Annotated in this window: 22 protein-coding genes, 1 tRNA gene and 2 pseudogenes; 11 read left to right on the forward strand and 14 right to left on the reverse strand. The window is 61.8% G+C overall.

The window, feature by feature from the left end; all coding sequences use genetic code 11:
• Window positions 1-67: 67 nt before the first annotated feature.
• Window positions 68-622: a dCTP deaminase gene (gene dcd / locus ACZ1JM_RS12715; RefSeq protein WP_465132761.1), complete on the reverse strand. Its 555-nt coding sequence runs from the start codon at window positions 620-622 to the stop codon at window positions 68-70.
• Between the two features lie 35 nt (window positions 623-657).
• Between dcd and ACZ1JM_RS12720 the strand changes: the two genes are divergently transcribed.
• From ACZ1JM_RS12720 to ACZ1JM_RS12735, 4 genes and pseudogenes are all read left to right on the forward strand, one after another.
• Window positions 658-1,419, forward strand: a complete 762-nt coding sequence (locus tag ACZ1JM_RS12720) for a hypothetical protein (RefSeq protein WP_465132762.1) — start codon at window positions 658-660, stop codon at window positions 1,417-1,419.
• A 49-nt stretch (window positions 1,420-1,468) separates the two neighbouring features.
• Window positions 1,469-2,597 (forward strand): annotated as a pseudogene (gene wecB / locus ACZ1JM_RS12725) (non-hydrolyzing UDP-N-acetylglucosamine 2-epimerase).
• Between the two features lie 255 nt (window positions 2,598-2,852).
• Window positions 2,853-4,157 (forward strand): UDP-N-acetyl-D-mannosamine dehydrogenase, encoded by a 1,305-nt coding sequence (gene wecC, locus ACZ1JM_RS12730; protein ID WP_465132763.1) that lies wholly within the window; start codon window positions 2,853-2,855, stop codon window positions 4,155-4,157.
• A gap of 127 nt (window positions 4,158-4,284) precedes the next feature.
• Window positions 4,285-4,803 carry a CHAP domain-containing protein gene (locus tag ACZ1JM_RS12735; RefSeq protein WP_465132764.1) on the forward strand — a complete coding sequence of 173 codons (519 nt, stop codon included), beginning with the start codon at window positions 4,285-4,287 and terminating at the stop codon, window positions 4,801-4,803.
• Between the two features lie 35 nt (window positions 4,804-4,838).
• On the opposite strand, the gene ACZ1JM_RS12740 is transcribed toward ACZ1JM_RS12735, so the two are convergent.
• Together ACZ1JM_RS12740 and ACZ1JM_RS12745 are read right to left on the reverse strand one after the other, a co-directional pair.
• A complete protein-coding gene (locus ACZ1JM_RS12740; protein WP_465132765.1) occupies window positions 4,839-5,516 on the reverse strand; it encodes a CDP-alcohol phosphatidyltransferase family protein in 678 nt (225 codons plus the stop codon).
• 89 nt (window positions 5,517-5,605) lie between these two features.
• On the reverse strand, window positions 5,606-7,012 hold the full coding sequence (locus ACZ1JM_RS12745) for an anti-phage deoxyguanosine triphosphatase (RefSeq protein ID WP_465132766.1): 1,407 nt from the start codon (window positions 7,010-7,012) through the stop codon (window positions 5,606-5,608).
• Between the two features lie 106 nt (window positions 7,013-7,118).
• Between ACZ1JM_RS12745 and ACZ1JM_RS12750 the strand changes: the two genes are divergently transcribed.
• From ACZ1JM_RS12750 to ACZ1JM_RS12765, 4 genes are all read left to right on the forward strand, one after another.
• Window positions 7,119-7,192: transfer RNA gene (locus ACZ1JM_RS12750), tRNA-Gly, on the forward strand.
• 197 nt (window positions 7,193-7,389) lie between these two features.
• Window positions 7,390-8,607 (forward strand): tyrosine-type recombinase/integrase, encoded by a 1,218-nt coding sequence (locus tag ACZ1JM_RS12755; RefSeq protein ID WP_465132767.1) that lies wholly within the window; start codon window positions 7,390-7,392, stop codon window positions 8,605-8,607.
• Window positions 8,608-8,718: 111 nt separating this feature from the next.
• On the forward strand, window positions 8,719-9,735 hold the full coding sequence (locus tag ACZ1JM_RS12760; RefSeq protein WP_465132768.1) for a hypothetical protein: 1,017 nt from the start codon (window positions 8,719-8,721) through the stop codon (window positions 9,733-9,735).
• A complete protein-coding gene (locus tag ACZ1JM_RS12765) occupies window positions 9,732-10,385 on the forward strand; it encodes a GTP pyrophosphokinase (RefSeq protein WP_465132769.1) in 654 nt (217 codons plus the stop codon). Before ACZ1JM_RS12760 ends, ACZ1JM_RS12765 begins: the two co-directional genes overlap by 4 nt.
• A 44-nt stretch (window positions 10,386-10,429) precedes the next feature.
• On the opposite strand, the gene ACZ1JM_RS12770 is transcribed toward ACZ1JM_RS12765, so the two are convergent.
• From ACZ1JM_RS12770 to rlxS, 4 genes are all read right to left on the reverse strand, one after another.
• Window positions 10,430-12,373: an ATP-binding protein gene (locus tag ACZ1JM_RS12770; protein ID WP_465132770.1), complete on the reverse strand. Its 1,944-nt coding sequence runs from the start codon at window positions 12,371-12,373 to the stop codon at window positions 10,430-10,432.
• A gap of 208 nt (window positions 12,374-12,581) precedes the next feature.
• Window positions 12,582-12,770 carry a helix-turn-helix domain-containing protein gene (locus ACZ1JM_RS12775; protein WP_465132771.1) on the reverse strand — a complete coding sequence of 63 codons (189 nt, stop codon included), beginning with the start codon at window positions 12,768-12,770 and terminating at the stop codon, window positions 12,582-12,584.
• Window positions 12,767-13,189: a CopG family transcriptional regulator gene (locus tag ACZ1JM_RS12780; RefSeq protein WP_465132772.1), complete on the reverse strand. Its 423-nt coding sequence runs from the start codon at window positions 13,187-13,189 to the stop codon at window positions 12,767-12,769. Before ACZ1JM_RS12780 ends, ACZ1JM_RS12775 begins: the two co-directional genes overlap by 4 nt.
• 72 nt (window positions 13,190-13,261) lie before the next feature.
• Entirely contained in the window at window positions 13,262-15,202 is a 1,941-nt protein-coding gene (rlxS, locus tag ACZ1JM_RS12785) for a relaxase/mobilization nuclease RlxS (RefSeq protein ID WP_465132773.1), read from the reverse strand.
• A 203-nt stretch (window positions 15,203-15,405) separates the two neighbouring features.
• Here rlxS and ACZ1JM_RS12790 point away from each other — a divergent pair, with 203 nt between their 5' ends.
• Window positions 15,406-15,879, forward strand: coding sequence for a hypothetical protein (locus ACZ1JM_RS12790; RefSeq protein ID WP_465132774.1), 474 nt, complete (start codon window positions 15,406-15,408; stop codon window positions 15,877-15,879).
• A 38-nt stretch (window positions 15,880-15,917) separates the two neighbouring features.
• Here ACZ1JM_RS12790 and ACZ1JM_RS12795 read toward each other — a convergent pair whose 3' ends face one another.
• The 4 genes from ACZ1JM_RS12795 to ACZ1JM_RS12810 all read right to left on the reverse strand — a co-directional run bounded on the left by ACZ1JM_RS12795 (window position 15,918) and on the right by ACZ1JM_RS12810 (window position 19,626).
• Window positions 15,918-16,463, reverse strand: coding sequence for an AAA family ATPase (locus ACZ1JM_RS12795; RefSeq protein WP_465132775.1), 546 nt, complete (start codon window positions 16,461-16,463; stop codon window positions 15,918-15,920).
• A 31-nt stretch (window positions 16,464-16,494) separates the two neighbouring features.
• The gene (locus ACZ1JM_RS12800) at window positions 16,495-17,406 is read right to left on the reverse strand and encodes a HEPN domain-containing protein (protein ID WP_465132776.1); all 912 of its coding nucleotides are present in this window, start codon (window positions 17,404-17,406) and stop codon (window positions 16,495-16,497) included.
• A gap of 72 nt (window positions 17,407-17,478) precedes the next feature.
• On the reverse strand, window positions 17,479-17,820 hold the full coding sequence (locus ACZ1JM_RS12805; protein ID WP_465132777.1) for an RNA polymerase sigma factor: 342 nt from the start codon (window positions 17,818-17,820) through the stop codon (window positions 17,479-17,481).
• 57 nt (window positions 17,821-17,877) lie between these two features.
• Entirely contained in the window at window positions 17,878-19,626 is a 1,749-nt protein-coding gene (locus ACZ1JM_RS12810; RefSeq protein ID WP_465132778.1) for a ParB/RepB/Spo0J family partition protein, read from the reverse strand.
• Between the two features lie 542 nt (window positions 19,627-20,168).
• Between ACZ1JM_RS12810 and ACZ1JM_RS12815 the strand changes: the two genes are divergently transcribed.
• Window positions 20,169-21,239 (forward strand): IS110 family RNA-guided transposase, encoded by a 1,071-nt coding sequence (locus tag ACZ1JM_RS12815; RefSeq protein WP_465132779.1) that lies wholly within the window; start codon window positions 20,169-20,171, stop codon window positions 21,237-21,239.
• 542 nt (window positions 21,240-21,781) lie between these two features.
• The gene (locus tag ACZ1JM_RS12820) at window positions 21,782-22,408 is read left to right on the forward strand and encodes a hypothetical protein (RefSeq protein WP_465132780.1); all 627 of its coding nucleotides are present in this window, start codon (window positions 21,782-21,784) and stop codon (window positions 22,406-22,408) included.
• Window positions 22,409-22,441: 33 nt separating this feature from the next.
• Here ACZ1JM_RS12820 and ACZ1JM_RS12825 read toward each other — a convergent pair whose 3' ends face one another.
• From ACZ1JM_RS12825 to ACZ1JM_RS12835, 3 genes and pseudogenes are all read right to left on the reverse strand, one after another.
• Window positions 22,442-24,445 carry a UvrD-helicase domain-containing protein gene (locus ACZ1JM_RS12825; RefSeq protein WP_465132781.1) on the reverse strand — a complete coding sequence of 668 codons (2,004 nt, stop codon included), beginning with the start codon at window positions 24,443-24,445 and terminating at the stop codon, window positions 22,442-22,444.
• A complete protein-coding gene (locus tag ACZ1JM_RS12830; RefSeq protein WP_465135063.1) occupies window positions 24,442-26,070 on the reverse strand; it encodes an ATP-dependent nuclease in 1,629 nt (542 codons plus the stop codon). Before ACZ1JM_RS12830 ends, ACZ1JM_RS12825 begins: the two co-directional genes overlap by 4 nt.
• Window positions 26,071-26,304: 234 nt before the next feature.
• Window positions 26,305-26,415: pseudogene (locus ACZ1JM_RS12835) on the reverse strand (hypothetical protein); the annotation flags it as partial.
• Between the last annotated feature and the right edge of the window lie 123 nt (window positions 26,416-26,538).

The raw sequence follows: 26,538 nt of genomic DNA on the forward strand, positions 1-26,538 counted from the left end.
GACTCCCGACAAGTTATCTCTTGCCGGGAAAAGTGGACTTGTGGACAGTTTGTTCCCGCAGGAAAGGCTAGAGCCGCGGCAGCGTCACGCCGCGCTGGCCCATGTATTTACCCGCTCGATCGGCATAGCTGGTTTCGCACGGCTCGTTCCCTTTCAGGAACAGGAACTGGCAGGCGCCTTCGTTGGCATAAATCTTCGCCGGAAGCGGCGTCGTGTTGGAAAATTCCAGCGTGACGTGCCCTTCCCAGCCCGGCTCCAGCGGCGTGACGTTCACGATGATGCCGCAGCGGGCATACGTGCTTTTACCTAGGCAAATCACCAGCACATCGCGCGGCACGCGGAAATATTCCACGGTGCGGGCCAGAGCGAAGGAATTGGGCGGGATCACGCAGCAGTCCGTCTTGCGATCGACGAAGGAATTGCTGGCGAAATCCTTGGGATCGACAACCGCCGAATCGACGTTGGTGAAGATCTTGAACTCGTCCGCCACGCGCGCGTCGTAGCCATAGGACGACAGGCCATAGGAGATACACCCATCCCGGCGCTGCGCTTCCACAAACGGCTCTATCATGCCGTGTTCCTGCGCCTGGGTGCGGATCCATTTGTCGCTTTGAATTGCCATGACCGCCTGATTGCGCAACCGTGGCATGGCGACAAGTGGCCCGTCACATTTTGTCCACGCCGCGATTGCCCTGCGCCGGACGTGCCGGTACGTACCGCTTCGTGATCCGCGCCCTTCCCCCCTTCCGCCGCGCCGCGCTTTTGCTCCTTGCGCCCATCTTCACCCTGATCGCCGGATGCGATCGCGCGCCCGATCCCCAAGCGGGGATGCCGACCGCGAAGGCGCCGGAGAGAAGCCGGGGCAATGACGCCGCCTTGATCGCGCGCGAAAACGCCCAGATCGACTGGCTCAAGAAGACCTTGGCCGAGCCCGCTCATGTCGAAGTCTACGAAGCGGCGCTGGAACAGGCGCGCGGCCGGGCAGACCATTGCCCCAGCGATCGCTGCCGCGAAATCGGCCAGTCGCGGCGCGATGCCCGCCTTGATTTCGCGGAAGGCCAGATCGCCAAGGTAGACGAGCTGCCGTTCGATGCCGGGCAATTCGCCCGGTCACAGTCGGGCTACTCGGGGCCGATCCGCATCCTGCCGCTGATCGACGGGCGCGCGATGATGGTGGTTTCCCTCTCGCTGGGCGGAAAGCCCGCCTGCGCGCTGGATGGCGTGATGACCAAGGACGACAAGGGCGAAACCTGGACCGTCGCCTCGCTGGATGAAGGCATGCCGATGCTGGTGCTGACGCCGGTGGGCGAGAAGGCGTTCGACCTTGCCTATGCCTATCCCAAGCGCCAGCGGGCCAAAAACGCCTATTGCGCCAACAAAGCCGCATCCATCGAAGGGCGCTATGCGATCCCGGGATGACCGCGCGGCTTTATTCCCGGGTTAACCCCTCGCTGCTATCGCCCCCGGCATGAGCAGCCCTGCACGCATCCTCGTGATCTTCGGCACCCGGCCCGAGGCGATCAAGCTATTCCCCGTCATCCACGCGCTCAAGGCGGACCCGCGCTTCGAATGCGTGGTCTGCGTATCGGCGCAGCACCGCCAGATGCTGGATCAGGTGCTGGACATCGCCGGGATCGTGCCCGACCATGACCTTGACGTCATGCAGCCGGACCAGACGCTCGATGCGCTGACCGCCCGGTTGCTGACCGGCCTGGGCAAAGTGATGGACGATGTGCAGCCCGCGCGCGTCATCGTGCAGGGCGATACCGCCACGGCCATGTCCGGCGCGCTGGCTGCCTATTACCGCAAAGATCCCGGTCGATCACGTCGAAGCGGGCCTGCGCAGCTTCAACATCTACCACCCGTGGCCGGAGGAAGTGAACCGCAAGATAATCGGCGCCATGGCCTCTCTCCATTTCGCGCCGACGACGACGAGCGAGGCTGCGCTGCTGAAGGAAAACGCCGATCCTGCGCGCGTCCACGTCACCGGCAACACGGTGATCGATGCGCTTCACTGGGTTACGGCGGAAATCGAGCGTAACCCCGCACTGGCGTCCGGCTTGGCAGAGCTTGAGACGCGGTTCGCGGGCCAGCGGATCATCGGCGTCACCAGCCACCGCCGGGAAAACTTCGGCGACGGCATGGAGGCGATCGCCCGTGCCATCCGCGACATCGCGCAGCGCCCCGATGTGGCGGTGATCTTCCCGGTCCACCTCAATCCCAACGTGCGCAAGGTCATGAATGCGCAGCTTGGCGGGCTGGACAATGTCGCGCTGATCGAACCGCTGGACTACCCCCACTTCGCCCGGCTCCTCTCTATCGCGGAGATCATGCTGACCGACAGCGGCGGCGTGCAGGAAGAAGCCCCGGCGCTGGGCAAGCCCGTGCTGGTCATGCGCGAGACGACCGAGCGGCCGGAGGGCGTGGAAGCGGGCACCGCGAAACTGGTTGGCACCGATGCGGCGCGCATCGTTACCGAATTATCAATCCTGTTGGACGATAGAAAGGCCTACGAGGCCATGGCGCGTGCCCATAACCCGTTCGGGGACGGGCAGACTTCGCGCCGTATCGTGGAGCTGCTTGCGCATGAAATCTGACAAGAGAGCCTGTCCTGCTCATTGCGATGCTCCGGGACGGAGCCGAGTTTGGCCCAGCGCAAGGCGCGAGGAGAGCGCAATGCGGGCACATTGTGCGCGACGAGCAACGTGGCGATGGGCCAAACTCGGCCCGCCCCTTCGGAGTTTTTCTGAGAAGCCTGCTGGCGTCGTCATGACGCTTGCACGGGCTAACCAGCCCGTACTGCGCGCCATTCCTAGTCAGCAGGCTTCCCAGAGAAATCACGGAGTATCGCAATGAGCAGGACAGGCTCTTCACCTTCGGTCTGCGTCGTCGGCCTTGGCTATATCGGCCTGCCTACCGCAGCGGTGATCGCGCGCGCCGGGTGCAAGGTTCTGGGCCTCGACGTATCGCAAAAGGTGGTGGACACCATCAATCGCGGCGAAATCCATATCGAGGAAGTCGATCTGGACGGGCTGGTGCAGGGCGTCGTGGCGCGCGGCCTGCTGTCCGCCGCCACCGAGGTTGCCCCCGCCGACGTCTTCGTCATCGCCGTGCCGACGCCTTTCGATAAGGATCACGCGCCGGACATTTCCTACGTTCTGGCGGCCGGGCGCACGATCGCCCAGGTGCTGAAGGCCGGCGACGTCGTCATACTGGAATCGACCTCGCCCGTCGGCACGACCGAGCAGATGCGCGACATGATCGCGCAGATGCGGCCCGATCTGAAGATCCCGGGCCTGACGCGCGAGACGCCCGACATCTCCATCGCCTATTGCCCGGAACGGGTCCTGCCGGGGCGCATCTTGGAGGAGCTGACCAACAACGATCGCTCCATCGGCGGCATCACGCCGCGCTGCGCCCGCAAGGCGCTGGCTTTCTACAAGCGCTTCGTGCGCGGCGAATGCGTCACCACGGATGCCCGCTCGGCGGAAATGACCAAGCTGGTCGAGAACGCCTACCGCGACGTCAACATCGCCTTCGCCAACGAATTGTCGATCGTTTCCGACCGCATGGGGCTGGACGTATGGGAAGTCATCCGCCTTGCCAACCGCCACCCGCGCGTCAACATCCTGTCGCCCGGTCCCGGCGTCGGCGGCCACTGCATCGCGGTCGATCCCTGGTTCATCGTGCACAGCGCGCCCGAGGAGACGCCGCTGATCCGCACCGCGCGCGGCGTGAACGACGGCAAGATGCATCATGTCATCGCCAAGGCCGAAGCTCTGGTGGAAGCGCATCCCAGCGCCCGGTTCGCCTGCCTTGGCCTGGCGTTCAAGGCCAACATCGACGATTTCCGCGAAAGCCCCGCCCGCTTCGTCGCCAGCCGCCTGGCACGTAAGTTCGGCGACCGGATGAGCGTGGTGGAACCCTATGCTGCCGAACTGCCGATCGAATTCACCGACACCGGCGTGACCCAGATCGACATCGACGAAGCGCTGGAAACCTGCGAGATCCTGATCGTGCTGGTCGACCACGACGTATTTCGCGTCGTTCCACTTGCCGAACGGGCCGATAAACTGGTCTACGATACCCGCGGCATCTGGGCAGACCAACCGCGCGTGGTGCGGGGAGAGGCAGCAAAGGTCGCGTTGGCGGTCTGATCCCGCCTACAGGATTTACCCTTGGCCGTTTATCGCGGGTGAATGAGCGGTGAACCGTGCAGGGCGGGCGGTGGCCGCCCCTGCCCTTCGCTATCGCGGTAAGGATTGGCGTTTATAACGCTGAACCATGAAATTGGTTCCCCTGATCGCGGCACTTGCCTTCACCGTCGCTACACCGGCGATGGCCCAGACCCTGCAGTGCGCGCCTTACGCTCGCGAGCATTCGGCGATCAATCTCCATGGCAACGCCGCCACGTGGTGGGACCAGGCCAGCGGCACGTACGAACGCGGCCAGACGCCGCGCGCCGGATCGGTGCTGGTGTTCAAGGCATCCGGCGCCATGCGGGTGGGTCATGTCGCCGTCGTCAGCAAGATCGTGGACGAACGGCACGTGGTGCTCAACCACGCGAACTGGTCGCGCCCCGGCATGATCGAGACCTCTGCCATGGCAGAGGACGTTTCCGCCGCCGGGGATTGGTCCAACGTGCGCGTATGGCACGCACCCAGCCGTTCGATGGGCCTGCGCGCCAGCCCGGCGTTCGGCTTCATCTACGCACCCGGTACGCAGGATGCTGCACCCGCGCTGTCGAAGCCGGTTCGCGAGCGGTTCGAAACCGCCTTTGCCGACATCAGCGCGAACGGCTGATCCAACCCGAAAGCCGGTAACCCGCTCGCCTGAGCTTATTGCTTGGGTGGTTCGATCCGCGCCAGTTTGCGCGCCGATTGGATCGTCTGGACCACGAACAGCGTGATCAACAGCACGCCTACTCCACCGACAAACCAGTCAAACCCGGTCATCACGTCCAGATCGCGCTGCTTGTCACCCAGCAGCAGCATGGAGAACGTCAGCGTGATCAGGATCACGCGCAGTTCGGTGGGACCTGCCGACAGGTACGAAAGTCGCATTTCGCCCAGCACCCGCACCGCCAGAAACGCGTGGATGCACAGGAGCAGATAGCCGATCATCGCGATCAGCGACACTTCCAGCCGCACGTAAGGGCTGACGCCGATGCCCAGCAGGATCAGGAACGTCGCCACGCCATCGCAGCTATGATCCAGGAAATAGCCATAGCGCGGACGTTCGATGTGGCGAAACCGCGCGAGGCTGCCGTCCATCGAATCACCGAACCAGTGCAGCAGGTAACCGGGCATGCACAGCCACAGCCAATTCTCGTCCAGCAGGCTGGTGGCATATCCCGCGAAGATCAGGACCGCGCCCACCATGCCCAGCGCGGTGAGCTGGTCGGGCTTCACCCAGGCCGGCATCCGCGCACACAGCCAGTTCAGCAGACGCCGCTCCCCGATCGCCAGAAGGTTTTGCTGGATTCGGGTAGGGGGAGCGATCCGGTTTTCGTGCATCGCGTCTTATTGTGACAAGTTGATGGCTTGGCAAGGGCCGATCGGCTCCCAACTCCCCCGTTTCGTCGCGTCTCAGGCCTTCGCAATGACTAAAGATGGTCGAACACAGATCCCATGCGGGGCGAGAACAGGCGATCGTACGTGCGCAGCAGATAGGTGTCCGTCATTCCCGCAACGTAGTCGCAGATGACCCGCATCGGTTCCGGCGCGCTGTCGAGCCGGGCATACGTATCGATCGGCAGGAAGCTCTTCGGATCGGACTTCAGCACTTCGAACACGTCGACCACCATCCGCTGGCCCTTGAACTCCAGGTGCTGCACCCCCGGACTCAGGATCACGTCCTCCCGGATGAAGGCTTTCACCGCCTTGACGAAATCCATCACCGGCCGCGGCAATGTGGCGGAATAGCGCAGGCGTGGCTCCTCGAACCGCGCATCATCAGCGATGTGGACGCTGGGGATGATGAAGTTGAGGATGCGGTTGATCTGGTGTTTGCGCTGGTTGCCCGTGCCGAACAGGCGATCGACCACGCCAGCATAGACATCGTTGCCGTACTGCCCCGGATACTCGCTGTTGAGGTAATCCAGCAGGCCCTGGCACCGGTCCGCCGGGACGTGCTTTCGAAAGCCGTCACGATTGACGAGGCGCAGCGCCAGCGCATCCTCCATGTCGTGGATCGCAAAGCTGATGTCATCGGCAATGTCCATGATGCTGCAGGCGAACGCCTTGTGACGGGGCTTGCGGTGGGCGCCATCGCGCGCTTCGCTCGTCTGGAAGCGTTGCCGGTCCTTGGCGGACAACGGCTCCAGCAGCCATTCGACCACGTCCTGCTCACTCGCCAGATAGCATTTCGGGGGCTTGGACGCGTCGCGATCGAGCAGCGCCACGCCCCCTGTACCCGGCAGCATGGCCGGGACGATCGCAGGATTTACCGCCTGCGCGTAGGCCACCGGGTATTTCAGGACCCCCAGCAGCGTCTCGCGCGTCAGGTTGGAGCCGGAGCGTTCCGAAAACTTCTCCAGCCGGGCCAGAATGCGCAGCGTCTGGCCGTTCCCTTCGAAGCCGCCATGGTCCCGCATGCAGTAATTCAGCGCCACCTCCCCGCCGTGGCCGAATGGCGGATGGCCCAGGTCGTGCGTGCAGGCGATGGCCTGTATCAGGCTGTGCTCTGGCAGATAATCGAGCGCCGGATGATCGGGCTGGTTGTGGCGCAACTGCTTGGCCAGCCCGCCAGCGATCTGCGCCACCTCCAGCGAATGGGTGAGCCGGGTCCGATAGAAATCGCTATCGCCCAGATTCAGGATCTGCGTCTTGCCCTGCAATCGCCGGAACGAGGCGGAATGCACGACCCGCCCGTAGTCCACGTCGCCGGGCGTGCGCGCGTCGGAGTTCTTCCGCGATTCCGGTGTCCTGCGTTCCAGCCAGACCATAGTGCCAACACCCCCGCAGCCGAGCGCCGCCTGCGGGCGGTGTAGCCGCGTTTGCGGGTCAGGCAAATGGTCGCGGGCATTTGCGTCAATCGCTGCGGATTGCCGAGGCGAGAATTGACCATGCGCGGGTCCTGTGCCATGTCGCCAGCCTTCGCGTCGCCATCGATGCAACGCGGGTGTAGCTCAATGGTAGAGCAGCAGCTTCCCAAGCTGAATACGAGGGTTCGATTCCCTTCACCCGCTCCATCCTACCATCCACTGACGTCCATGCGGGGCTTTGCAACCCGCTGAAATCCGCGGTATTTTCTCTCCATCAGGCCAGTGAAGGTTGCGCGCATCCATGCGTAGCCGGGCAGATTGGGGGCCCTTCGGGGGCCTCAACCGAGCTGGTCAATGTGGGAGGCCCCCAAAGTGGGGGCCTCGCGTCAGGAGACCCGGAGAATATGGCACTGAGCGACATGGCGATCCGCAAGGCGAAGCCGCGAGAGAAGCCTTACAAGCTGGCGGATGGCGGCGGGCTCTATCTGCAGGTTCAGCCGAGCGGCGGGAAGCTGTGGCGGCAGAAATACCGGATCAACGGCAGCGAGCGAAAGCTGAGCATCGGAGCCTATCCGGAAATCAGCCTCAGCGAAGCCCGGAAGCGACGCGATGCGGCGCGTGAGCAACTCGTCACGGGCAAGGACCCCTCGCGCGAGAAACAGAGGGAGCGGCTGCGCGCGCAGGCGCTCGCCGCTTGCACCTTCTCGGTCGTCGCGGCCGAATATTGCGACAAGCGCAAGCGCGATGGGCACAAGCCCTGGGCGCCGGCGACCGCTGCCCGCAGCGAATATCTGCTAAGCTTATTGGAGGGGCCGATCGGTCGGCTGGCGATCACTGACATCGAACCAGCGGACGCGCTCGCCGCCATTCGCCGGATCGAACGCAAGGGCAATCTGGAGAGCGCCAGACGCACCTTGCAACTGGCAGGGGCAGTCTTCCGCTACGCTGTCGCGACGGCGCGGTTGGCGTCGGATCCCACGCGCGATCTGCGCGGCGCGCTGGCCGCCCCCAAGGTCACGCACTACGGCGCCATCATCGAGCCAAAACGGGTCGGCGAATTGCTGCGTGCCATCGATGGCTATGAGGGCTTCGGCATCACCAAGAACGCGTTGCAGATCGCGCCACATGTCTTCGTCCGTCCCGGTGAGCTACGCCACGCGGAATGGAGTGAGTTCGATCTGGAGGCTGGCCTGTGGACGATCCCGGCCGAGAAGATGAAGATGCGAAAGGCCCACCATGTCCCGCTGTCCCGGCAGGCGGTTGAACTCTTCAAATATCTGCGCGGGATTACAGGGCCATCGGGCTATGCGTTTCCTTCAGTCCGCAGCCGATCGCGACCAATGAGCGAGAACACCCTGAATGCCGGACTGCGACGGCTGGGCTACACCAGCGACGAAATGACCGGCCATGGATTCCGCGCGATGGCGAGTACCCTCCTCAACGAGTCTGGAAAGTGGTCGCCCGACGCCATCGAGCGCGCTCTTGCGCACGGGGATTCAGACAAGGTGCGTGCGGCCTATCACCGCGGGGCCCATTGGAAAGAGCGCGTGGAGATGGCTCAATGGTGGTCGGATTACCTCGATGAGCTACGCAAAGGGGGCGATCATCCCGGGGCAGCTTGATCCTCGTCGTCGGGAGTGCTTCTCAACATCTGGTCACCCCAGAATATTCCAGCGCTGTGTTCGACTAGAACCTCTGTTACATAACGAGAAATGGTGGGAGGGGGACACACTTTGCCGATCGAACATATCCACACATATTTGGTCTATCCAAACAAAGCCGTTGATGACGCGGCCGGCGTGGTCGGCAGCGAGGTGCCGCACGTAGGGGAGATGTTCGCGCTCTTGAAGGGCGTCTACGAGAAGGCGGAACAGGAGTGCACAATCGGAATAGCATTCACGAAAGGTGATGACGGCGCACAAGTCAACGAATGTCGGACTATGCTCTTAGATTATCTCAGGGAACCGTCGGTTGAAGCCGGGCGCGGGTTGGCCGAGCGCCTATCGAGAGTCACAACGAAGAGATCCGGCATGGGGTTGATGTTCCTGCTAACAGGCAAGGAGGGACTCAAGCACAAGGTCGTGCTCTCTCGATTTCGGGCGAACAACGGGGTTTTGGTAAGCGAAGCCGCTGATATGTTAACGGTCGAGTTCATCGATCGTGTGTTCATGAAGAACGCGCATTCCTACAAGGCGGTCGTCTACCAGCACCAGTCCTTGCTCGCGGGCTTCTGGGACGGCATGGCAGTAGATAAGCAGATCAACAGTCAGGATCTCGAATCGTCTGACTATTGGGTGAAGGACTTCCTCGGTTCGACGTTTCTGACAAGCCCCGCTTCTGGTACACGGAGATTGGCGCTTGCGCTGAAGGAGGCAAGCAAACACTCCACAGATTTGGCAACCAAGAAGCAAATAACCGCTGCGGTGACACTGGCAGGCGGCCTAGATGGTCAACCTTTCAACGCAAATACGTTCTGCGACCGGTTCGGGTTCAATGATACAGCTCGCGCTGCGGTCGTAAAGGCGATGGGCCGTGCTGATCTGGTCGCCGACAATTTCAGATTCGACGCTGCCGAGTTTGACCGACAACTGCCCTACAGGACGGTAGAACTTGATTCAGGCGCTATGCTCACAGCACCATCTGGCGAGTTCGATAAGGTTTTCGACCAAGAGATCATCGACGACGCAGACAAGATACGCTTCAGTGCTACCGGAACGGTCGTCGGTGAAAAACTGGAGAAAATTAGATGAGCCAGATCGAAACCGACTATCGCGCCCGTTACAGTAAAGTGCTGTTTCCAGTCGCGGACAGTTTGTGTCGATACCTGCAGGATATCCTCAAGGATCAAATTCGTATCGACCGAATTTCGACGAGGCCGAAATCCGTCGAACGATTCTTGGGCAAAGCGAATGCGATGGTTGGAGATCGGTCGAAATATGCTGATCCTTTACACCAGATCCAAGATCAGATTGGTGCGCGCATCGTCACTTTCTACAAGGAAGATGTTGGTCGCATTTCAAGCGAAATCGGTCGGTTTTTCCATGCGATCGAATCGAAAGACATGTTACCAAACAACGAATGGGAATTCGGTTATTTCGGCCAACACCACGTACTGTTACTTCCCAAGGACGTGATCGATCCCGGATTAGATGCGGATATGGTTCCGTACTGTTTCGAGCTGCAGATTAAGACACTCTTCCAGCATGCATGGTCCGAGGCCAACCACGATTTGGGCTACAAGCCGGGGCAGTTGCCGCTCGAACCTGATGAATTGAGGCAGCTCGCGTACACATCGGCGCAAGCTTGGGGCGCTGATCGTGTCTTCAATGACCTCTTCCTCAAGCGAGAAGCGTCCGCAGCAACCCTCGCCGCGACCAACGACGCTGTCGCGACGCAATAATATAGCGAGTTATAAGCGGGTTGAAGTGCTGGGAACAGCATAGATCAGCGGAGGACAATTTGCCGGAGTTCCGCAATCCGTGCTTCGATCTCCGTGTCAGACACCTCGACGCGGAGTTTATCCTGCACGAATTTTAGACGGGCATCGCTCTCACGAACGACTTCCGCCCAAGTTTTGATCCAGAATTTGAAGTTGTCTCCGAACAAGAATAAGCCGTGGGGGCGATCTTTCTGATAGATGCGGCCCTCGATCTCTGGATCGAATTCAGTGGCGATCAAGTAAAAATTCCACGTCGTGTCAGTATGCAGATATTCGGCTTCACTCTTAATCGCGTTCACATAATCTTCAACCTGGTCCAACTCCTTGCGACCGAGTTTGAGGGAGGGGCGCTTCAGCTCGATCAGCAGAAATTCGAGCTTCGATGCATCTGCGTGGGGAACGGAGCGGCCTAGAAAGCAATCAACGCGCCCGATTTTACCGTCCTTCTTGGTAACCTTTCGGCCCTTGCGCTTCGTCCCGAGTTCCTCCGCCACCCGGTTCATCACCTTGGTAAGCCCCGTCTCGGCCAACGTGATGTGGAATTGCTCGCCAAAGATCCAAGTATTGTCGCGGACGAGCACATCGAGTTCGCCGCGCTCCTTGACTGTGTTTCGGAATTTGTTGTCAAATACCATACTTCTGAGGACGCCCAGCGCAGTGACCCGGTCGGCAATCATGCTGGAGGCGCCGATGATGTTGCCAAGCTCGGTCTTTTTCAGCAGCGATGAAAATTCAGCCTGCTTGGCCTTGGGCAGATCGACAACGGCACGAAGGATGGTCGTGAGCTCGTCCGGATTATGCTTGATCGCCTCCTTGAGCAGGGTCAACGTCATACGCTTCAGTGACGGCTCGGCGCGGGTGAAATCGCGCGAGTAGGAATTGACGGCGTAGGTGGCGATATCGAACACTTGTCGTTCGCGCCGTTCGATCTCGTCCTTGGGCTCACCCTCATAGGGATAAGCGCCCGCGTCCTTGAGATCCTGAATAACGCCGAGGGACTGCTCACTTATGCGGGTACGGAAATAATCAGTCAACTCGCCCCGGATATGGGTGAGGACGATCATGAAATCAGGATCAGTCAAGTTGTCGAGTTCCAAGAGATTATGATCGGCAATCTCTTGGAAGAAGGACGAATATGCATAGGCCGAGAAGGCAAAGCCCGGGGCCGTCACATGCGCGGGCTGAGAGCCCAGCACGATGGCATCCTCTCCGCCGAAATGTATCTGACGGGTTTCACTGCCCATCGTCCATTCGATGACCTTGAGCCTCAGGTCGTCGATCGTCCGGTCCGCCAACTGGACTACGCGGTGCGGAAGATCCTTCCAGCGATCGATAGTGACGTCGGGATCGACGTCGAAGCCGTTCCACCAGATTTTAGCATTCGGATATTGCAGGATATAGGGAGCAAAGATGGTGCTGAATTGCCGGAAGGCATCCGGTGTCGTGAGCCAATCGAAGGTCTCCTTGAGCATTGTCAGTTCGACCGTAGTGCCCGTCGCATGGGCCGCCGGCGCGTCGAGTTCCACAACCTCGCACCGCTCGAGAGACTTGGAATGGATCTCGAGTTTCTGGGAAGCGAGCCCGTCAGGGGTCGCAAAAGTGGTGTGCCATTGCGCGCGCTGGGCGAGCGAGAAGAAGCGAAGGCGGCCGCGCCCCTCCTTGCCGTGGATAGCGCGGCCGGTGGCCGTGCGATGTGCTTGGCGCTTCCAAGAATCCCCCAGATTGGCGAAATCGTGGCTTGCGCGAGCGGGCGTGATCCCGACGCCATTGTCGATGACCTTAATCGACATCAGGCCGCCCAGTGGATTACGCTCGAAAACGACTTCAATGGTGGTGGCGTCGGCGTCAAGCGAGTTCCAGACCAGCTCCGAAATCGCCTTGATGGGATCTCGGCCACTGGCCTCTCGTTCGAGAAAATCTTGTTTGGCGAGGAGATTGAGCGTGGTCATTGGCGGTCCGTGATATCCAATATGCAGCCTAGCGGCGGCGTACTGGTAAAGCGAGCGCATCCCTTACCAACATCAGCAATCCAGCGTCAGCCGGAGGTCAAACATCCGAGCGCCAAAGCCGGGAACCTACAAATTATCGTCGCGCGGCGGGGTATTTAGCTGCCGAACGCCCCCACTCCCGTCTTGAACCGCGTGGATGGACGCACTATCACCTTTTGCTCTTCCCTTCCAGAAATGCTTGCAGCCCGGCAACCGGCACGAGAGTGATCGCCCCGACCTTCACGATCTCAATCTCACCGTCAGCAATCAGCTCGTAGAGCTTCGACCGCCCGATCCCGGTCATGCGGCAAGCCTCTTTGATCCGAACGGTAAAGGGCTGGAGCTGGACATGGGTCACGATCGATCCTCCTTTGCTGTGGTGGCGGCTAACAGCCTCGGCACACCCCGATTGCTCGCGAGCCGGCGCGCGACCTGATCGATGAACTGCTGGTAACGCTGGCGGCCAAGCTGCCCGGTCTCGGTATCGAACGGCGGCTGGTGGGCGGTCAGCGTGAGCTGATGGGCCACGAACAGGTCGAGCATTTCGGCGATGGCGCCCAGCATGGCCTCGCTGCGCTGGGCGATCCGTTGCTGCCGGTCGAGCCGCGGCCCGAAGCGTTCGTCGATCTCGTTGCTGGCCTTTCGCTCCATCCAGGCGCGCAACGCATCGGTCAGGATTGCGGTTTTCGAGGCGCCGGGCTTCGACGCAAGGTCGTCCAGCGCCCGCGACAGATCATCGGGCAGATAGAATTGGTGGCGGATCTTGCTGGTCTGCATCGGACCACAATAGCCGCCCGTGCTATCCCTGATGATGGTGCTGATGGGCGCTGTTGGGCTCGGTGTGGGCGATCAGGAGATGCCCAGCCCCCGGCTGCGCCCGATCGTCCAGCTGATTCCGCCGGTCTCGCGCATGATGCCCGATACCTGTTTGCCGATCGCCTTCTCAAGTACCGGTCGCCAGGGGACGAGCGTGAAGTCGCGGGCTTTCTCGATGAGCGCATATTTCCCGTCGCCGATCTGAACCAGCCGGCGACAGATGCCCTCGATCGGCTGGCCGTGTTTCGTCTCCGCGAAGGGAATGCCTAGCTCCTCGCTCAGTTGCCCCGCAACCCGGCGCAGTTCGCGCTGGCGGAGTGTCGCGAGGAGATTGGCGCGCACGCGGATATTCTCGCCATCCCCATCGGCCAGTTGCTGCTCGACCAGCCATTGCCGGCGAAGGTCGAGCGCCTTGCGTAGCTCGGCGCCAAAACCTCTCCCCGTCGATGTCGGGTTCGGGGCGGTCAGTTCCCGATCGAGCCAGGTCACGCCATCATGCCGGGCAAGCTGCTCGACCGGCATGGTGGACAGCGTCTCGATCGTGACCGGCTGATCGCGCAGTTTGCCGCGCTCCCAGGCTTCGACCCGAGCCAGATGATCGGGTGCGATGGCCCAGCTTCCGTCGGACCGCCGCTCGACGTCCCCCGTACTTCGGCGGAACGCTTCGAGCCGGCGGACATGCGTCTCGGCAAAGGCCTCGGTGGCGGAAGGGTCATGTTGGAGATGCAGGTCGACGCTGTAGCTGCCGCCATGCGCGGCGGCGATCTCGGCGACCGTGCGATCGACCGGCCGCACCGTCACGGCGGCGGGCGCAATCCTGACGAGTTCTCGTGCACTGGTGGCTGAAGCATCGATCCCAATATCGACATAATGGCTGAGACCATCGGCGCCATCGACGATCAGGTAATGACGGTCGGCAAATTCGTCGGCGAGGCCCCGCGCGACCACTTTGCCGATGATCGGGGCGGTTCCGCCTTCGTCCGGATCATAGATGGTGTAATCGGCCGGTGATCGCTCGGGCGCCCGCTCGATCATGGCGCGCTGCATCGTCCGGATGATGTCGCCGCGCTCGCCCATCGCGCGCAGCGTCTGTTCGAGGTCGACATCGAGCCGCCAGCTTCCCCGTCCTTCCTCGCGCGCCAGCCCCATCCGTCCGAGCGTCTGGAGCCGCCCGGCCCGCAGCGATTGCTCGACGCCGTCCTGATGGGAGGGTCGGACCAGCCCGTCCTCGCCGACCGCCTGCAACAGACGCCGGTCGATCCCGGTGAAGCGCTCCTGCTCAACCTCGCGCAAATTGGCTCGCAGGATTTCCTGTGGCGAGCGCGGCCCCAGATCGAGGTCGACCAGTTCGGCAGCGCGGGCGCGCAAACCCTGCGTCATGTATTCGCGGGCGATGATGAGATCCTTGCCGCGATCGTCCTTGCCCCGGACGATGACATGGCTGTGGGGATGCCCCGTGTTGAAGTGATCGACCGCCACCCAGTCGAGCTTCGTTCCCAGGTCCTGCTCGACCTGCGTCATCCAGCGTCGGACCAGTGGCTTCAGATCCTCATATTCGGCGCCATCCTCCGGGGCGACGATGAAGCGGAACTGGTGGCGATCACCGCTGCCACGTTCGAGGAAGGTTTTGCCGTCAACGGCCTCGTCATCCCGGCCATAGAGTTGGCCGCGATCGCCCTCGCGCGTGGTGCCATCACGTTGGAGATAGCGCAGATGGGCAACCGCCGCGGCCTGGCCCTTGCCGCCCAGCCTGACGATGCGGGCTTTGACCACGACGCGCCGGCCAGTCCAGCCACCGCGCGAGGCGAGTATCCGCCCCACCCCAGAACCGCGCCCGATCCGCACGCCGGAAAACTTGCTCGCTTTCCGCACCACCGTGCCGCCCGCGCGGTTGACGGCGCCGCGCATGCGGTGCGCGAACGGGCGGTCATTTCCCAAACGGCCAAGCCAGAGTTCGAACGGATCGTCGGGCATCACAGGAACCTCATCACGGCATGATCACCGTGATGAGGGGATGGCCGCGTTGCCGTTCAAGGTGCTCCATAGGTGGCACCGTCGCAGCGTCCGGAACTGCGCCATTCCCGGCCGGCATGGCACTGGGTTGGAGGCAATTATCGGCTCGGCCCCATCTTATGCCTCCCACTCAAACGACGTGCAGACGCCACTTTCTGGGCCTCATGGAGGCACAGCTTTCAATCTTGCCATCGCCTTCTCATCCTTTCCTTGCACAATGTTCTTTGTTTGTTCCATCCTTGCTGCTCTGCCGAATCACGACGAGGAACGGGCCAGTGGACGTCCAAATTGAAGCCATCGATGGTCACCGGCTGAGGCTGACTGGTGATGTCGAAATGCTGCTCGACCTGCCCGCGCGAGCAAAAACGGAAGGCTGTTCGCTGGCGATTTCCGATGGCAGTCTGATCCGTGGTGGCTATGATGCCGGCAGCGATTACTGCCGGTTTTCGCTCGACGTGGAAGGTGCCGCGATCATCAAAATCACGCGCGCCGATGATGGTGATCGGCTCGAAATTGGCTGGCGGATTGACTGGATTGCGCTCGCCTGCGGCAGCGTTACGCTCTGCCCGATCGATGCCAAACTGCATGATGATGAGAGACAGCCGGTGCTCAATATTAGGGCCAAACAATCGGCCTGATCAGATATTGCGAGGGCAGGTTTATTAGGTCGGGAAACCTATTTGCGGTCCCACTGCCGCAACCCCAAGCGGTGCAGAATGAAATCGGCGCGGTCAGATACTGCCATCCTTGGCATCACTTCTACGGTGTAGTTCAGCAACGTGAAGGCCCGCAGTAGCCTTTCATATTCGGCGACGGCCTCGGTCAGACCATGCCGCCGGTCGTCGTCCGCAGCGTAGATTTCGGGCCATGGCGGTGCCATGAAGACCAGCGGATTGTAACGCTCCCCCGCGTAGGTTTGAAGCGCCGGCTCGCCGGTAACATATTCAAGCGCGGCGGCGGCATCAACAAGGCCGCGATCGAAAAAGACCGTGCCTGATATTGCGCTGGCTTGCTGCCTGTCCCGCAGCGCCATCTCGATCGCTCTTCGGGCAAATGCCACCAGATCAATCCAGGGCAATGCCTTCCCTGAACCGGAGCGTTCCTCCGCGATGATGCGGCGGCCCGGCTCTTCCACGGTGGCGAAGCCGCGCCTACCCAGTTCGGCAAGTAGCGTCGACTTGCCGCCGCCAGAACATCCGGAAATGACGACGAAGCAATCCATAGCGATTCCGCGCGATGAGGGAGATTGACGCCTAAGCAGCCTTGGCAAGGGTCTCGATCCGCATCTCGCAAGCCCCCCGAACAAGGCCCTGCAAAAGCGAGACGCGCGCCGCGATCCAGTCGAGTTGCTCGGCGGTAATGCGATAGGATCGGGAGTAGCGCGCCTTCACATAGGCATCGCGCAGCAGCGCGTAACAGCGCTTCTCGAAGCGGGTTTCGCGCGGCCAGACGGCTTTGAGCGAGGGTTCCAGCTCCTCGGCCAGATCGCGCAGCCGGTTCAGATTATGGGTCTTGGGACTGTACAAAGTGCGGACCAAAAACAGGCAATGGTAAAGCCGTTCGGTGGCCTGATGGTAATTGAACGCTGCGAGGTTGAGGTGGTCTTTCCCGAGGTGAAATTCGGCACCCTCGATAAATTCTTGGGCGGTTCCGAACCAATCTTCGTAGTATTCCCTCGTCTCCTGCAAGGCCTGTTCCGCCGATAGCGGCTGCGGGTCCGCGAAGGGATGACCCGGCTCCTCGAACAGCACGATGCCGTCGCGGATGATGTCCATGAAGAAATAGCGGCCGAGCCTCAGCTTCTCGTTCACATCGTCGAGGCTGTGATAGATCAGGCTGACGGGCGTGCGCAGCACGTTGCCCGCCGACAGGTCGGCGAGAAGCTGGCTCTCGGTCTTCTCCCAGAACTCGGCAAGGTCGGTGAGATCGTCATGATTGACGACGACCAGCAGGTCATAGTCCGAGAAATAGCGCCCGACCGGATCCTCGACCCAGTCGCCGCGCGCATATGAACCGAACAATATGACCTTGAGCAACTGACCGTTGCGGAAGCGCGGCTGGGTGCGCTGCGCGGTCGCGCGCGCGAACCCGGCGCGCACGATCTCGACCACATGCGCCAGTTCGCGCTGCTTGCCGTCTGGCAAATGATCGAGGCCGGTCTTCATCCGAACAGTCCTAACCCGGCATGACACATCCGCCAACCGTGCCGCGTGAAAACGGCAAGATTGGCGGTAAAATCATCGCCTTTGCCGCCATCTCTGCCACCAATGTCGGAGCGGTGGGGCTTCGCCATGCCGCAGATGATAATCAAGGTGACATAGGGCACGGACCATCTGGCTCTCGACACCTTTGACGGAAAGGCCCGTTACTTTGGCGACCTGATCATAGGATATCGCGTCCAGCCGCACCGCCAGAAATATCTCGCGGCGGAGCTTGGGCATCGACAACAATGCCGCTTCAAGTCGTGCCAATATTTCGGGGTCGGGTGCCCCATGCGGTATCGGATCGACTGGCTCGATCGACCGTTCCAGTGCGCGCCGGGCGCGCTGCGTCATGTCGGGTTCGGGGGCGTCGGTCATGGGCTATCTCCCGTGCAACAAGGGACCGGCGGCCCGCAGACCGCCGGTCAATGAAGGTCATGCGGCCTGCATCATGGGCGCGGCATCGCTCTCGGCTTCGCGCTCCGCCGCGCTCGCCGGGGTCAGTGCTCCGGCGGCGCTGGCCGTCCGGCTGACGCTCGCGACGCCGCCGCGTGTCGTGTAGCTGGTAGCCGGAAACCGCAGCCAGCGTGGCGCCCAGCCCTCGACCTTGGCGCGGCCATTGGTGCCGTCGAGGCAGTCGCGGATGATCTGGCGTTTGACCTTGCCGGTTTCCTTGGCGTTGGCGTCAGCAATCTCCTTACCCGCCACCTCGGACAGCATCGCGTCGATGACCTCACGGTCGCGAATGCCGTCGAGCACGGCAGCATCGGCCTGCCAGACCTCGGCCATGTCGATACCAAGCTGCATCCCCAGCGCATCGACAAGATCGCCGCGGGCATCGAGCGTTTCGCCCATCACCACCGCCAATATGTCCATGACGGTCGCATCATCGAGGGTGGACAGCTTGGCGAACAGGCCAGTCAGCGTACCGTCGCCCCGCGCGATGGTCGGGGCATCGGGATCATAGTCCAAGACGCCCAAGAGCTTGCGCCGCTGGGCATCGAACAGCGCCTCGGACTGGCTGTTCTCGACGCTCTCGACAATGGCATCGGGGCCGCGCTGCGGTTCGATCCTGACCGTCCAGAGCGATGATCCCGCGATCATGTGCGCGACGGCGACGCGCAGACAGATGCCGGGCACGGCGATCATCCTTGCCCTGACGGCGGCATGGCGGTGCAGATCGATATAATCCTGCTGGCTGCTGGAAACCTCGGGCCGCTTGGGCGTGTCGATGGCTTCGCCCTTCGCGAGCTTGCGCGCCTCTCTGACGGTCACATAGCCTTCATGGAAGGCGACATCGCCGCGCGTACTGACGACGACATAGACCTTGCCGCCCTTGCGCTTCGGGCAGCGCTCATGTTCCCAGCTATGGAACGGTTCGCCCTGCGGCAACAGGATGACATCGCTCCATCCCGCCTCGCGATAGCTCTCGACGCGGGCCTCGATCGCTTCATTCTGCGCGGCCCAGAAAGCCGCGACATCGGCAAAGTAGCGATCATCGCCGAACAGGTCGGAGACGATGCCGCCGCCGTAGCGATCGACATCGAACAGTGCGGCGCTGACCGGGATCGATACGCCGCCGAACACCCACGCCTTCAAGCTATGGCCGGTCGGGCAATAGCTGTTCGGATCGTCGAAGAGCGCCAGCCATTGCTGTTGCTGCGCTTTCGTCGCGAGGGTCAGATGCCGCACGGTGGCCGCATCGATCTCACCGCGCCGGTAGAGGTTGCGGATGCGCGGGAGCAGATTGCCCAGCGCGAGCGTCCGCTTCACCTGCAACTCTGTGAGGCCGAAAGTGGTCGCGATATGCTCGGGGGTTCGGCCCTCGCGCACCAATCGGGTGAAGCATTCCCAGCGGGTCACTTCATCGGGATCGAGCCGGGCGATATTCTCGATCAGCGAGGCTTCGAGCGCCGCCGCGTCGTCACCGGCCTCGATTACCGCGCAGGGCAGCGCCTCGCATTCGCCAGTTTCCTGCGCGACCGCGAGTGCTGCCTGATAGCGCCGCTTGCCCGCGACGATCTCATAAGTTTCGGGCGATCCGTTCTGCCGCACGATCAGCGGCACCAGTACGCCGCGTGCGCGCACCGATGGCAGGATGTTGGACAGGTCGGCCTTGCCCTTGCCGCGCATGTTGGTGCCGGAAATGGCGAGGTTGGCGATGTCGATATGCTTGAGCTCCATGGTCCTTCACTCCTCTTCAAACCGCCGCAACCGGCGCCGGAATGGCGGGTGGGCGGCAGGAGCGAACCGGCAGGCCCGCCGGCAGAGCCGGGGTGCATCCGCAGGACCGGAACGCAAGTGGAGGACTGAGGCAAAGCCTCAGTTGCGGCCCGGCGCGGCGGGCCTAAAGGGTAGCGACGCCCACCCGCCAGATCGACGCCGCTAGGCCAACGCCGCCGCGTCCACAGCGCGGCGACCGCCGGGACGACGCGTAGCGCCGGCCCCTTGCGTTACTGATCGTCACTCGAAAGAGACGAGACGCGCGCAGCGTGGCTCGGTGGAGCGAAGCGGAATAGAGCAGGGTCGCGCCAACGGCGCGAAACGCTCATCTTATATGGAGACAGTCCGCTGACCACGAAACTTCATCAACTATTCATAGACTTAGCTGAATATTCCGGCGTCCACAGGGACACGGGAAACGTTTCGCCGTAACCTCGCTATAGGCGCGCTGGCCAACAGTGCGACCTAGCGTCTCAAGGTGGTGCACGCTCCCCGTTAGATAGTTGGAGGTCACGGTGGAAATGCAACAATTCTGGGCCGGGCTGGACATCGGAGAAGGCAAAACAGCGGTCTGCGTCACAAGCGATGCTGGTGAGGTGCTGCTCGAGCAAATGGCGACGTCGGACATTCCTGACGTTGCTGAAGTTCTCGAGCCCTTCACTCAGATCGGGGGCGTGCGCGTCAGCATCGAAGCCGGCATGGGAAACCAGCTTGCGAGAAAGCTGCGGAAGCTCGGCTACCCGGTCGTCGTTTTTGACACGATCACGTCGAACAAATTCCTTACAATCAGGCGGAACAAGACAGACGCGAACGACGCGCGCGGTCTGGCTGACCTAGGGCGGATGCGTCGGACGGCGGCGGTCTCAGTTCACGTAAAAAGTGTCGAAATCCAGCGCTTGCGATCCCAGCTGGTATTCCGCGACCAGTTGCTTCGCCAGAGGACCGCGCTCGACAGCGCCGTGCGCGCACTGCTGCGCGAGAACGGAGGAGACCCGAAGGCGGCGCCACCCAACAAAGGTTGGCGGGTCAGGCTCGAACAGGAATTGATCCGGCTAAGGCGCGATGAGGAAGTGGATCTCACCGCGCAGGTCGGGCCGATGGTCGAGGTCAGGGAAGCCCTGGATCGGTATGTAAAATCGGCCGACAAGCAAGTGCTGCAGACGGCCGAATCGAACCCGATCACCAAGAGATTTCTGCAGATACCCGGCGTCGGACCAATCAGCGCGCTCTCATTCTACAGCGCGATCGAGAATCCGATACGCTTTGCAACGTCCGCGTATGTCGGCGCGTATCTCGGGCTCGTCCCCAGGGTGAAGCAGTCGGGAACGATCTGCCAGCGTTCGCGAATCACAAAAGCGGGCAACAAACTGACTAGAGGTCATCTCGTCATGGCGGCTGGAGTGTTGATCAGCCGAACGAAAACCGAATGCGCCATAAAGGATTGGGGCCGGCAGTTGGCGGCTCGCGCGGGGCACGGGAAGGCGAGGGTGGCAGTTGCCCGAAAACTCGCGACCGTGATGTTGAGCTTGTGGAAATCCGGTCGAGACTTCCAGCCCTTCCCAATCCCCAGTTGAACTTGAAGCCTACAGGCTTGGACCCCGTCCACATGTCTAGAGCATCACTCAGTACCAGGAGCTGGGGCCAAGCCTGTAAATCGTTTATGTGGAATTTCGCCGGGTGGTCGGCGCGGATGTCCAAGTCTTCTGACCAAAGGCGCCGACACGCACTCAAGGGCGTCTCAACACCCGGCTCGTGATCGCATGGCCTGCTTGGACTGTGTCGGAGCCAGCCCGCGGGCGGGTGAGATTCTCGAGCCTTTCGAATGACTCGGCTTCCATCGGCCACCCTGGCGTAGGCGCGGAGGGCGCCGTCCGGTCAGCCGACACCGAGACATAGATGATGGGCGCCCAATCAGCCGGTCAACGACTCATCGGCTTATATTGTGGACGTTGCCGTCCATGGACCTCGGAAATCTTGCCGCGCTGACAACCAAAGCGGTGGCCCCAACATCCCGGAGGCTCGGGCGGTTGCCCAAGCAGGCCAGCCAATATGAACTGCGCTTTCTATCCGTCGATTTGCAGTTATCTTCCCGCACAGGCTGGAGATGATGTCGAGCATGGATAGCTTCCCGAAACGCGTAGCCGAGAATATCCTTCCTTTGTCGGTCGCAAGGACTTTGCCTGCTGCCTTCCGGGAATGGCACTTCACCGGCCAAACAGTTGATCACGAAATTCCGGAGGAGACCTGCCGCCTTTGTGACAAGGAGGGGCTTCGATACCATTTCGAGATTCGGAACGACCAAACGGGTCATCGCCTCGACGTCGGTTCCGAGTGCATCCTCAAATTCCAGGTCGCTGTCTTCGACGAGGGCCGCGAGCTCGAACCGGACGAGGCGCGTAAAGCCCTTGCCGAACGGATGCGGCAGATGCGGCTCGAAAGCTGCCTGCGCGCGCTGGAACGGCTTGCAGCGGCCGAAGCGAATGACATCCTTTCGAATGCGCTCACTTACTACAGGCTTCACAAATCGCTGACGCCAAAATTCGCGAATGTCGTGTTCTGGCGATTGCAAGCCAACGCGATCGATCACGACCCCACGTTCTTCAAGGTGCGGCTCGATAAGTCGAGCTATGTTACCGATCTTGGGGCAATGCCCCGGCGCAACGTCCATCGTATCTGGAAAGCGCTGACTTCAGCCCAGCGCAAAAAGGCGATTGAGCTCGGCCACTCCGCTCCGCCGGAGTGAGGGGGCGGACAGGCAACGGTCCGCGACGCAATCTCAGGACCGCCAGACGATCTGCTGGTTGGCGATGTCGCCGATGTTCCAGTTGCGCGCGCGCAGCAGCACGAGTTCGGCGTCCGTGAAGGCATCGTTCCGCATGGCCAGGCAAAGCAAATGGGAAGGACGAGTCACCGCAACATAATGCTGCTTCAGGCTCTTGCGCAGCTCGGGCTTGTTGGCGGTCAATCCGGATCTCGCGCCCGTAAGCCAGTCCTTGATCCGAGTGAGGTGCGACCCCTTGTAATGAGTGTCGAAGACGAGTGTTGCGAGATGAGTCTCACCCTTGACGGAATGGATCGAGCCGACCTTGATCTGAACAGCGGGCTCCAGTTTCGGGTAAGAGAAGATGTTGCCCGGCGTTACCAGGGCACCGACCGCTCCACGCTCGTCTTCCCACGCCATAAAATCATCCGCGCTTTCCGCTGCGGCGCCCGCCAGCAAAGCGTTGGCAATATCCGTGATCGGCTTCTTCCAAGTCTGCCACACCCCGGCGTTCGTAGGCAGTTCGCCGCTCGCAACCTTCCAGCACAAAAGATGAAATCGTCGGAGTGTCGCAGCATCGTGTTCGAGAAGCCGGCCTAGCTGGCGGAAGCGGTTGGCCAGATTCGGATGCCGAACGGACGGGTTCAGTATCGTCGCCAGCCGCAGCACGGCGTCGGCGGCCTTCTCGGTTATGGGACGAACATCTCCCGTTCCGGCTGCGTCCCGGACACCGCGCCTGAGATAGCCGATCAAGGTGGCGGGCCTCCCTTCGACGCGGGCCAGCTCATGATCGTAACCGTCCCAATAGTGGGCCACGCAATTTGGCGTGTCCGGTCGATTGGTGTCGCGATGGATCGCACCGACTGCAGCGAAGACGCCAGCCGCACGCTCTGCGGGACTGAACCGCGTAGTCAGAAGATGCGCGAACGCCGGCAGCACAGCCGTGGCCTGTTGGGTACCGAAGAGCAAGATCGCGGCCTGTCTGCCCCGTTCGGGCTCAGGATGCTCGCGCAGGCCGATGAGGCCAGGAGGGGACAGGGCGAGCCCATCGGCCAGCGTTGCGATCTGGGTGCCGAAGCGATGGCTGTTGGCCACAGGGATAGAAATTGCCGCGTTGGGAAAAACATTGCTGTTCGTGCCATTCAGATCTGTTGCGGACGCGCTCCCATAAATCGCCTGGTTCATGTCGCCGAAGCGCTGACGCACGACCGGCCGATCGTCATCCATGAACAGCCGGTGGAGGATCGCAGATTGAACATCATCATTGTCCTGAACCTCGTCCAGGAACAGCACCGGGAATCGTTGACGGACCGCGTTTCGCAGCTCGGGATTGCGATCGAGGGCCTGTGCGGCCCAGATCATCATGTCATCGTGGCAGAAATATCCTTCCGCTGTCGTGGCCTGACACGCAGCAACGAACGCCTGATAGGTCGCGGTGTGCTTCCCAAGCGGTCCACCGCCCCAAGCGACGTCGCCAACATCGTGGTTGGCGTCGACGATCCGAAGGAGCCCCTCCCGGCGCTTGGTCTGCAAAACCCGAGAACGTTGGGGCGGGGTCAGCTTGTGCAGCCGCCTTCGGAGGCAGATGTCGTCGTCGATCGCGACCACGTCGATCCCCTGCGATCTAAGCCAGGGAAGCGCGATGAACTGATTCACGAACCCGTGAATGGTGCCGATGAAGTGCGGATAAGAAAGAATCGCCCGGCCGGCGGGGTCAGCACCAAGCCTTTTCTCGATCTCCAGCCGTGCCACATTGGTGTGAGAGAGCACACAGACGCCTGCGGCGGGCGAGGTCCAGCGCTTCGCCAAGATCGCGAGTTTCGCGACGAGCAGCGTCGTCTTTCCACTGCCGGGGCAAGCTGCGACGTCGATCGATCCGTTTGAGCGCAAAACGGCAAGGCGCGCATCCTCTCCGCCAGCGCCGTGAAACGCCAAGGGCGGCAAACCGAGGCTAGCGCAGGCAACGGCGATGTCCTCGTCGCTAACGGGCCGCGCCAGGAGTTCCGCTATGCCGATCACGCCAGCGCATCGCCGATATTGCCCGTGGCATAGTCGATCGTCGCTCGGACATAGGGTGGTAGGAGCTCGCGAAGTGAGGCCGGAGTCAGACGGCCCCTGTCCGCCGCGCGATCAAGCAACGCCGCCAGATATTGCGCAGCGATCGCCTTGGAGGCTCCGCCTCGATACTTCGCATATATTGACGTGCTGCGGCTCTCAGGGGCCAGGTCAGACAGGTCGCGGAAGCTGCGGATCGAGGTGCGCACGACTTCGGCCACCGTCGCTCGCCCCGCATGGATGCGTTCGTCGGCAATCGCGAGATCCGCAGCAACCCATACCTCTCTAGGGAGGCCGAAATGCGCGAGGTCATATTCGAGGGTCCACTCGTTGGCTACGAAGGTGCGGACCGATTGGCCGGTGGCGCGGGCCGCAATTGAAGCGCGTTGATTCTCAAGGCCATCGCCCTCGAAGTCGTCCTTCTTGCGCCACCGTCTGCTGCTCTTCGCGGGCACCGAACCGTCCGGAGTGGTAAGACCGAGTATAGCCGGCGCACAATCGGGCATCACATCCATGTCGGTCATGCAGGCCACCGGGACGTTGAGTAGCCCCTGTTCGTCCGCCGCGCGGCGCTGGAAAATCCGCCCATATCGGCCGAGACCCGTACCTCCGACGTTAACGACCGACACACCATGGCGCGCCAAATCTCTTCCGATCAGCCGGGCGAGCGTGGGCAGGAGGATATTCTCGGCATCGCCTTCCACGATGATGACGCCGCGAGCGAAGAAGAGGTTCGCCTTCGTGGCGTCCAGAAACCGCTCGAGAAACGCATAATCGTCCGGCGCGAGCAGGGTGTGCTCGGGGCCCAGAGGGAACGCTCGTCCGTTGCGAACTAGCACGAGATTTTCCAGTTTCAGCGACGATGCAAGCGATGGACTGTGGGTCGTCATCAAAACCTGAAGCCCATGCTCGGCACCTCGATCTACGATCGCCTTTTGCTTCAGGAAATCGATCAGCAGATGCTGGCGCTGGGGATGAAGATGGGCCTCAGGCTCTTCGATCAGCAATGCGGGATAGCCGTCAGTTTCCTGGCTGAGAAGAAGCAGTTCGGATGCCATGAACAGCAAATTGTTGGAGCCAAGGCCGCGCCCCGGGGGCGGGTCCGCGACACCATCGTTGCGCAGATCGAGTTCCAGCTTCTCTAGGAGTTGCCGCAGCCGTGCGGATTTGTCGCCGCGAGCGCCGCTGACCGAGATCGCGCCCCTAAGCACATCGCCTTCGAACGAAAGCTTGGCGAGATAGTCGTCGTTGAGGCGCGCGCGCGCGTTGCCTATACCGGCCTGACGTTCCAGCAACTCGTTGGCGAAGTCGCCGATGCCGAGGACGCTCAGCGTCGCTGGATCTTCCGGGAAAGCTTCGGGATTGAAATCCTCGCCGACGCTTTCGATCTCTTCGGTCTGCTGGAGGATCTGAGCCAGCCGCGAGCCGCGGCCGGCCGAAAGAGCCTGATTGGCGTCGCGGAGTGGTCGCAGATAGGTCGCGCAGAGGAGCGCGCGTGCCGAGGCCTCCAGCGCCGGACCACCGCCCGTGGCGCCGGAACGGCACTCTACAGTCGTGAAACGTCTCGACGGGCCGCGGGAGCCCGCCACCGCTTGCCAATGCAAGAACAGATGGGCCTTGCCATCAAGATAAGTGAGATGCTCCAGGAAGGCCCCACGATCGCCGACGCTGAGCGCATCGAACCGCAGGAGAATTCGGATCTCGTTCCTGGCCACGCCGCCGTCCGGCGGCTGATGGAAATCCACCTCACCGACCCGGAAATAATCCTGGCCCCGCGTACCCAGCACAAGCCGGATAGCATCAACGATGGCAGTTTTGCCGGAATCATTCTCTCCCACCAGTGCCGCGATGCCGGCCGGCAAGGTCAGTCGAAACGCGGCGTCCCCTTCGCCAAAAGTTCTGAAGTTCTCGATCCGTATTTCGGCCAGCCGCACATGTCCTCCCCGGAAGGCCCGCTAAGATACATCCCTCCCATGAAACCATAGCGTTCTTGTGGCGGCAAAGCACCGATATTGGCGCAGTCGATCTTCATCCATTTTGGCGCACCTCACTAAACT

Source organism: Novosphingobium sp. BL-S-24, assembly GCF_055521575.1.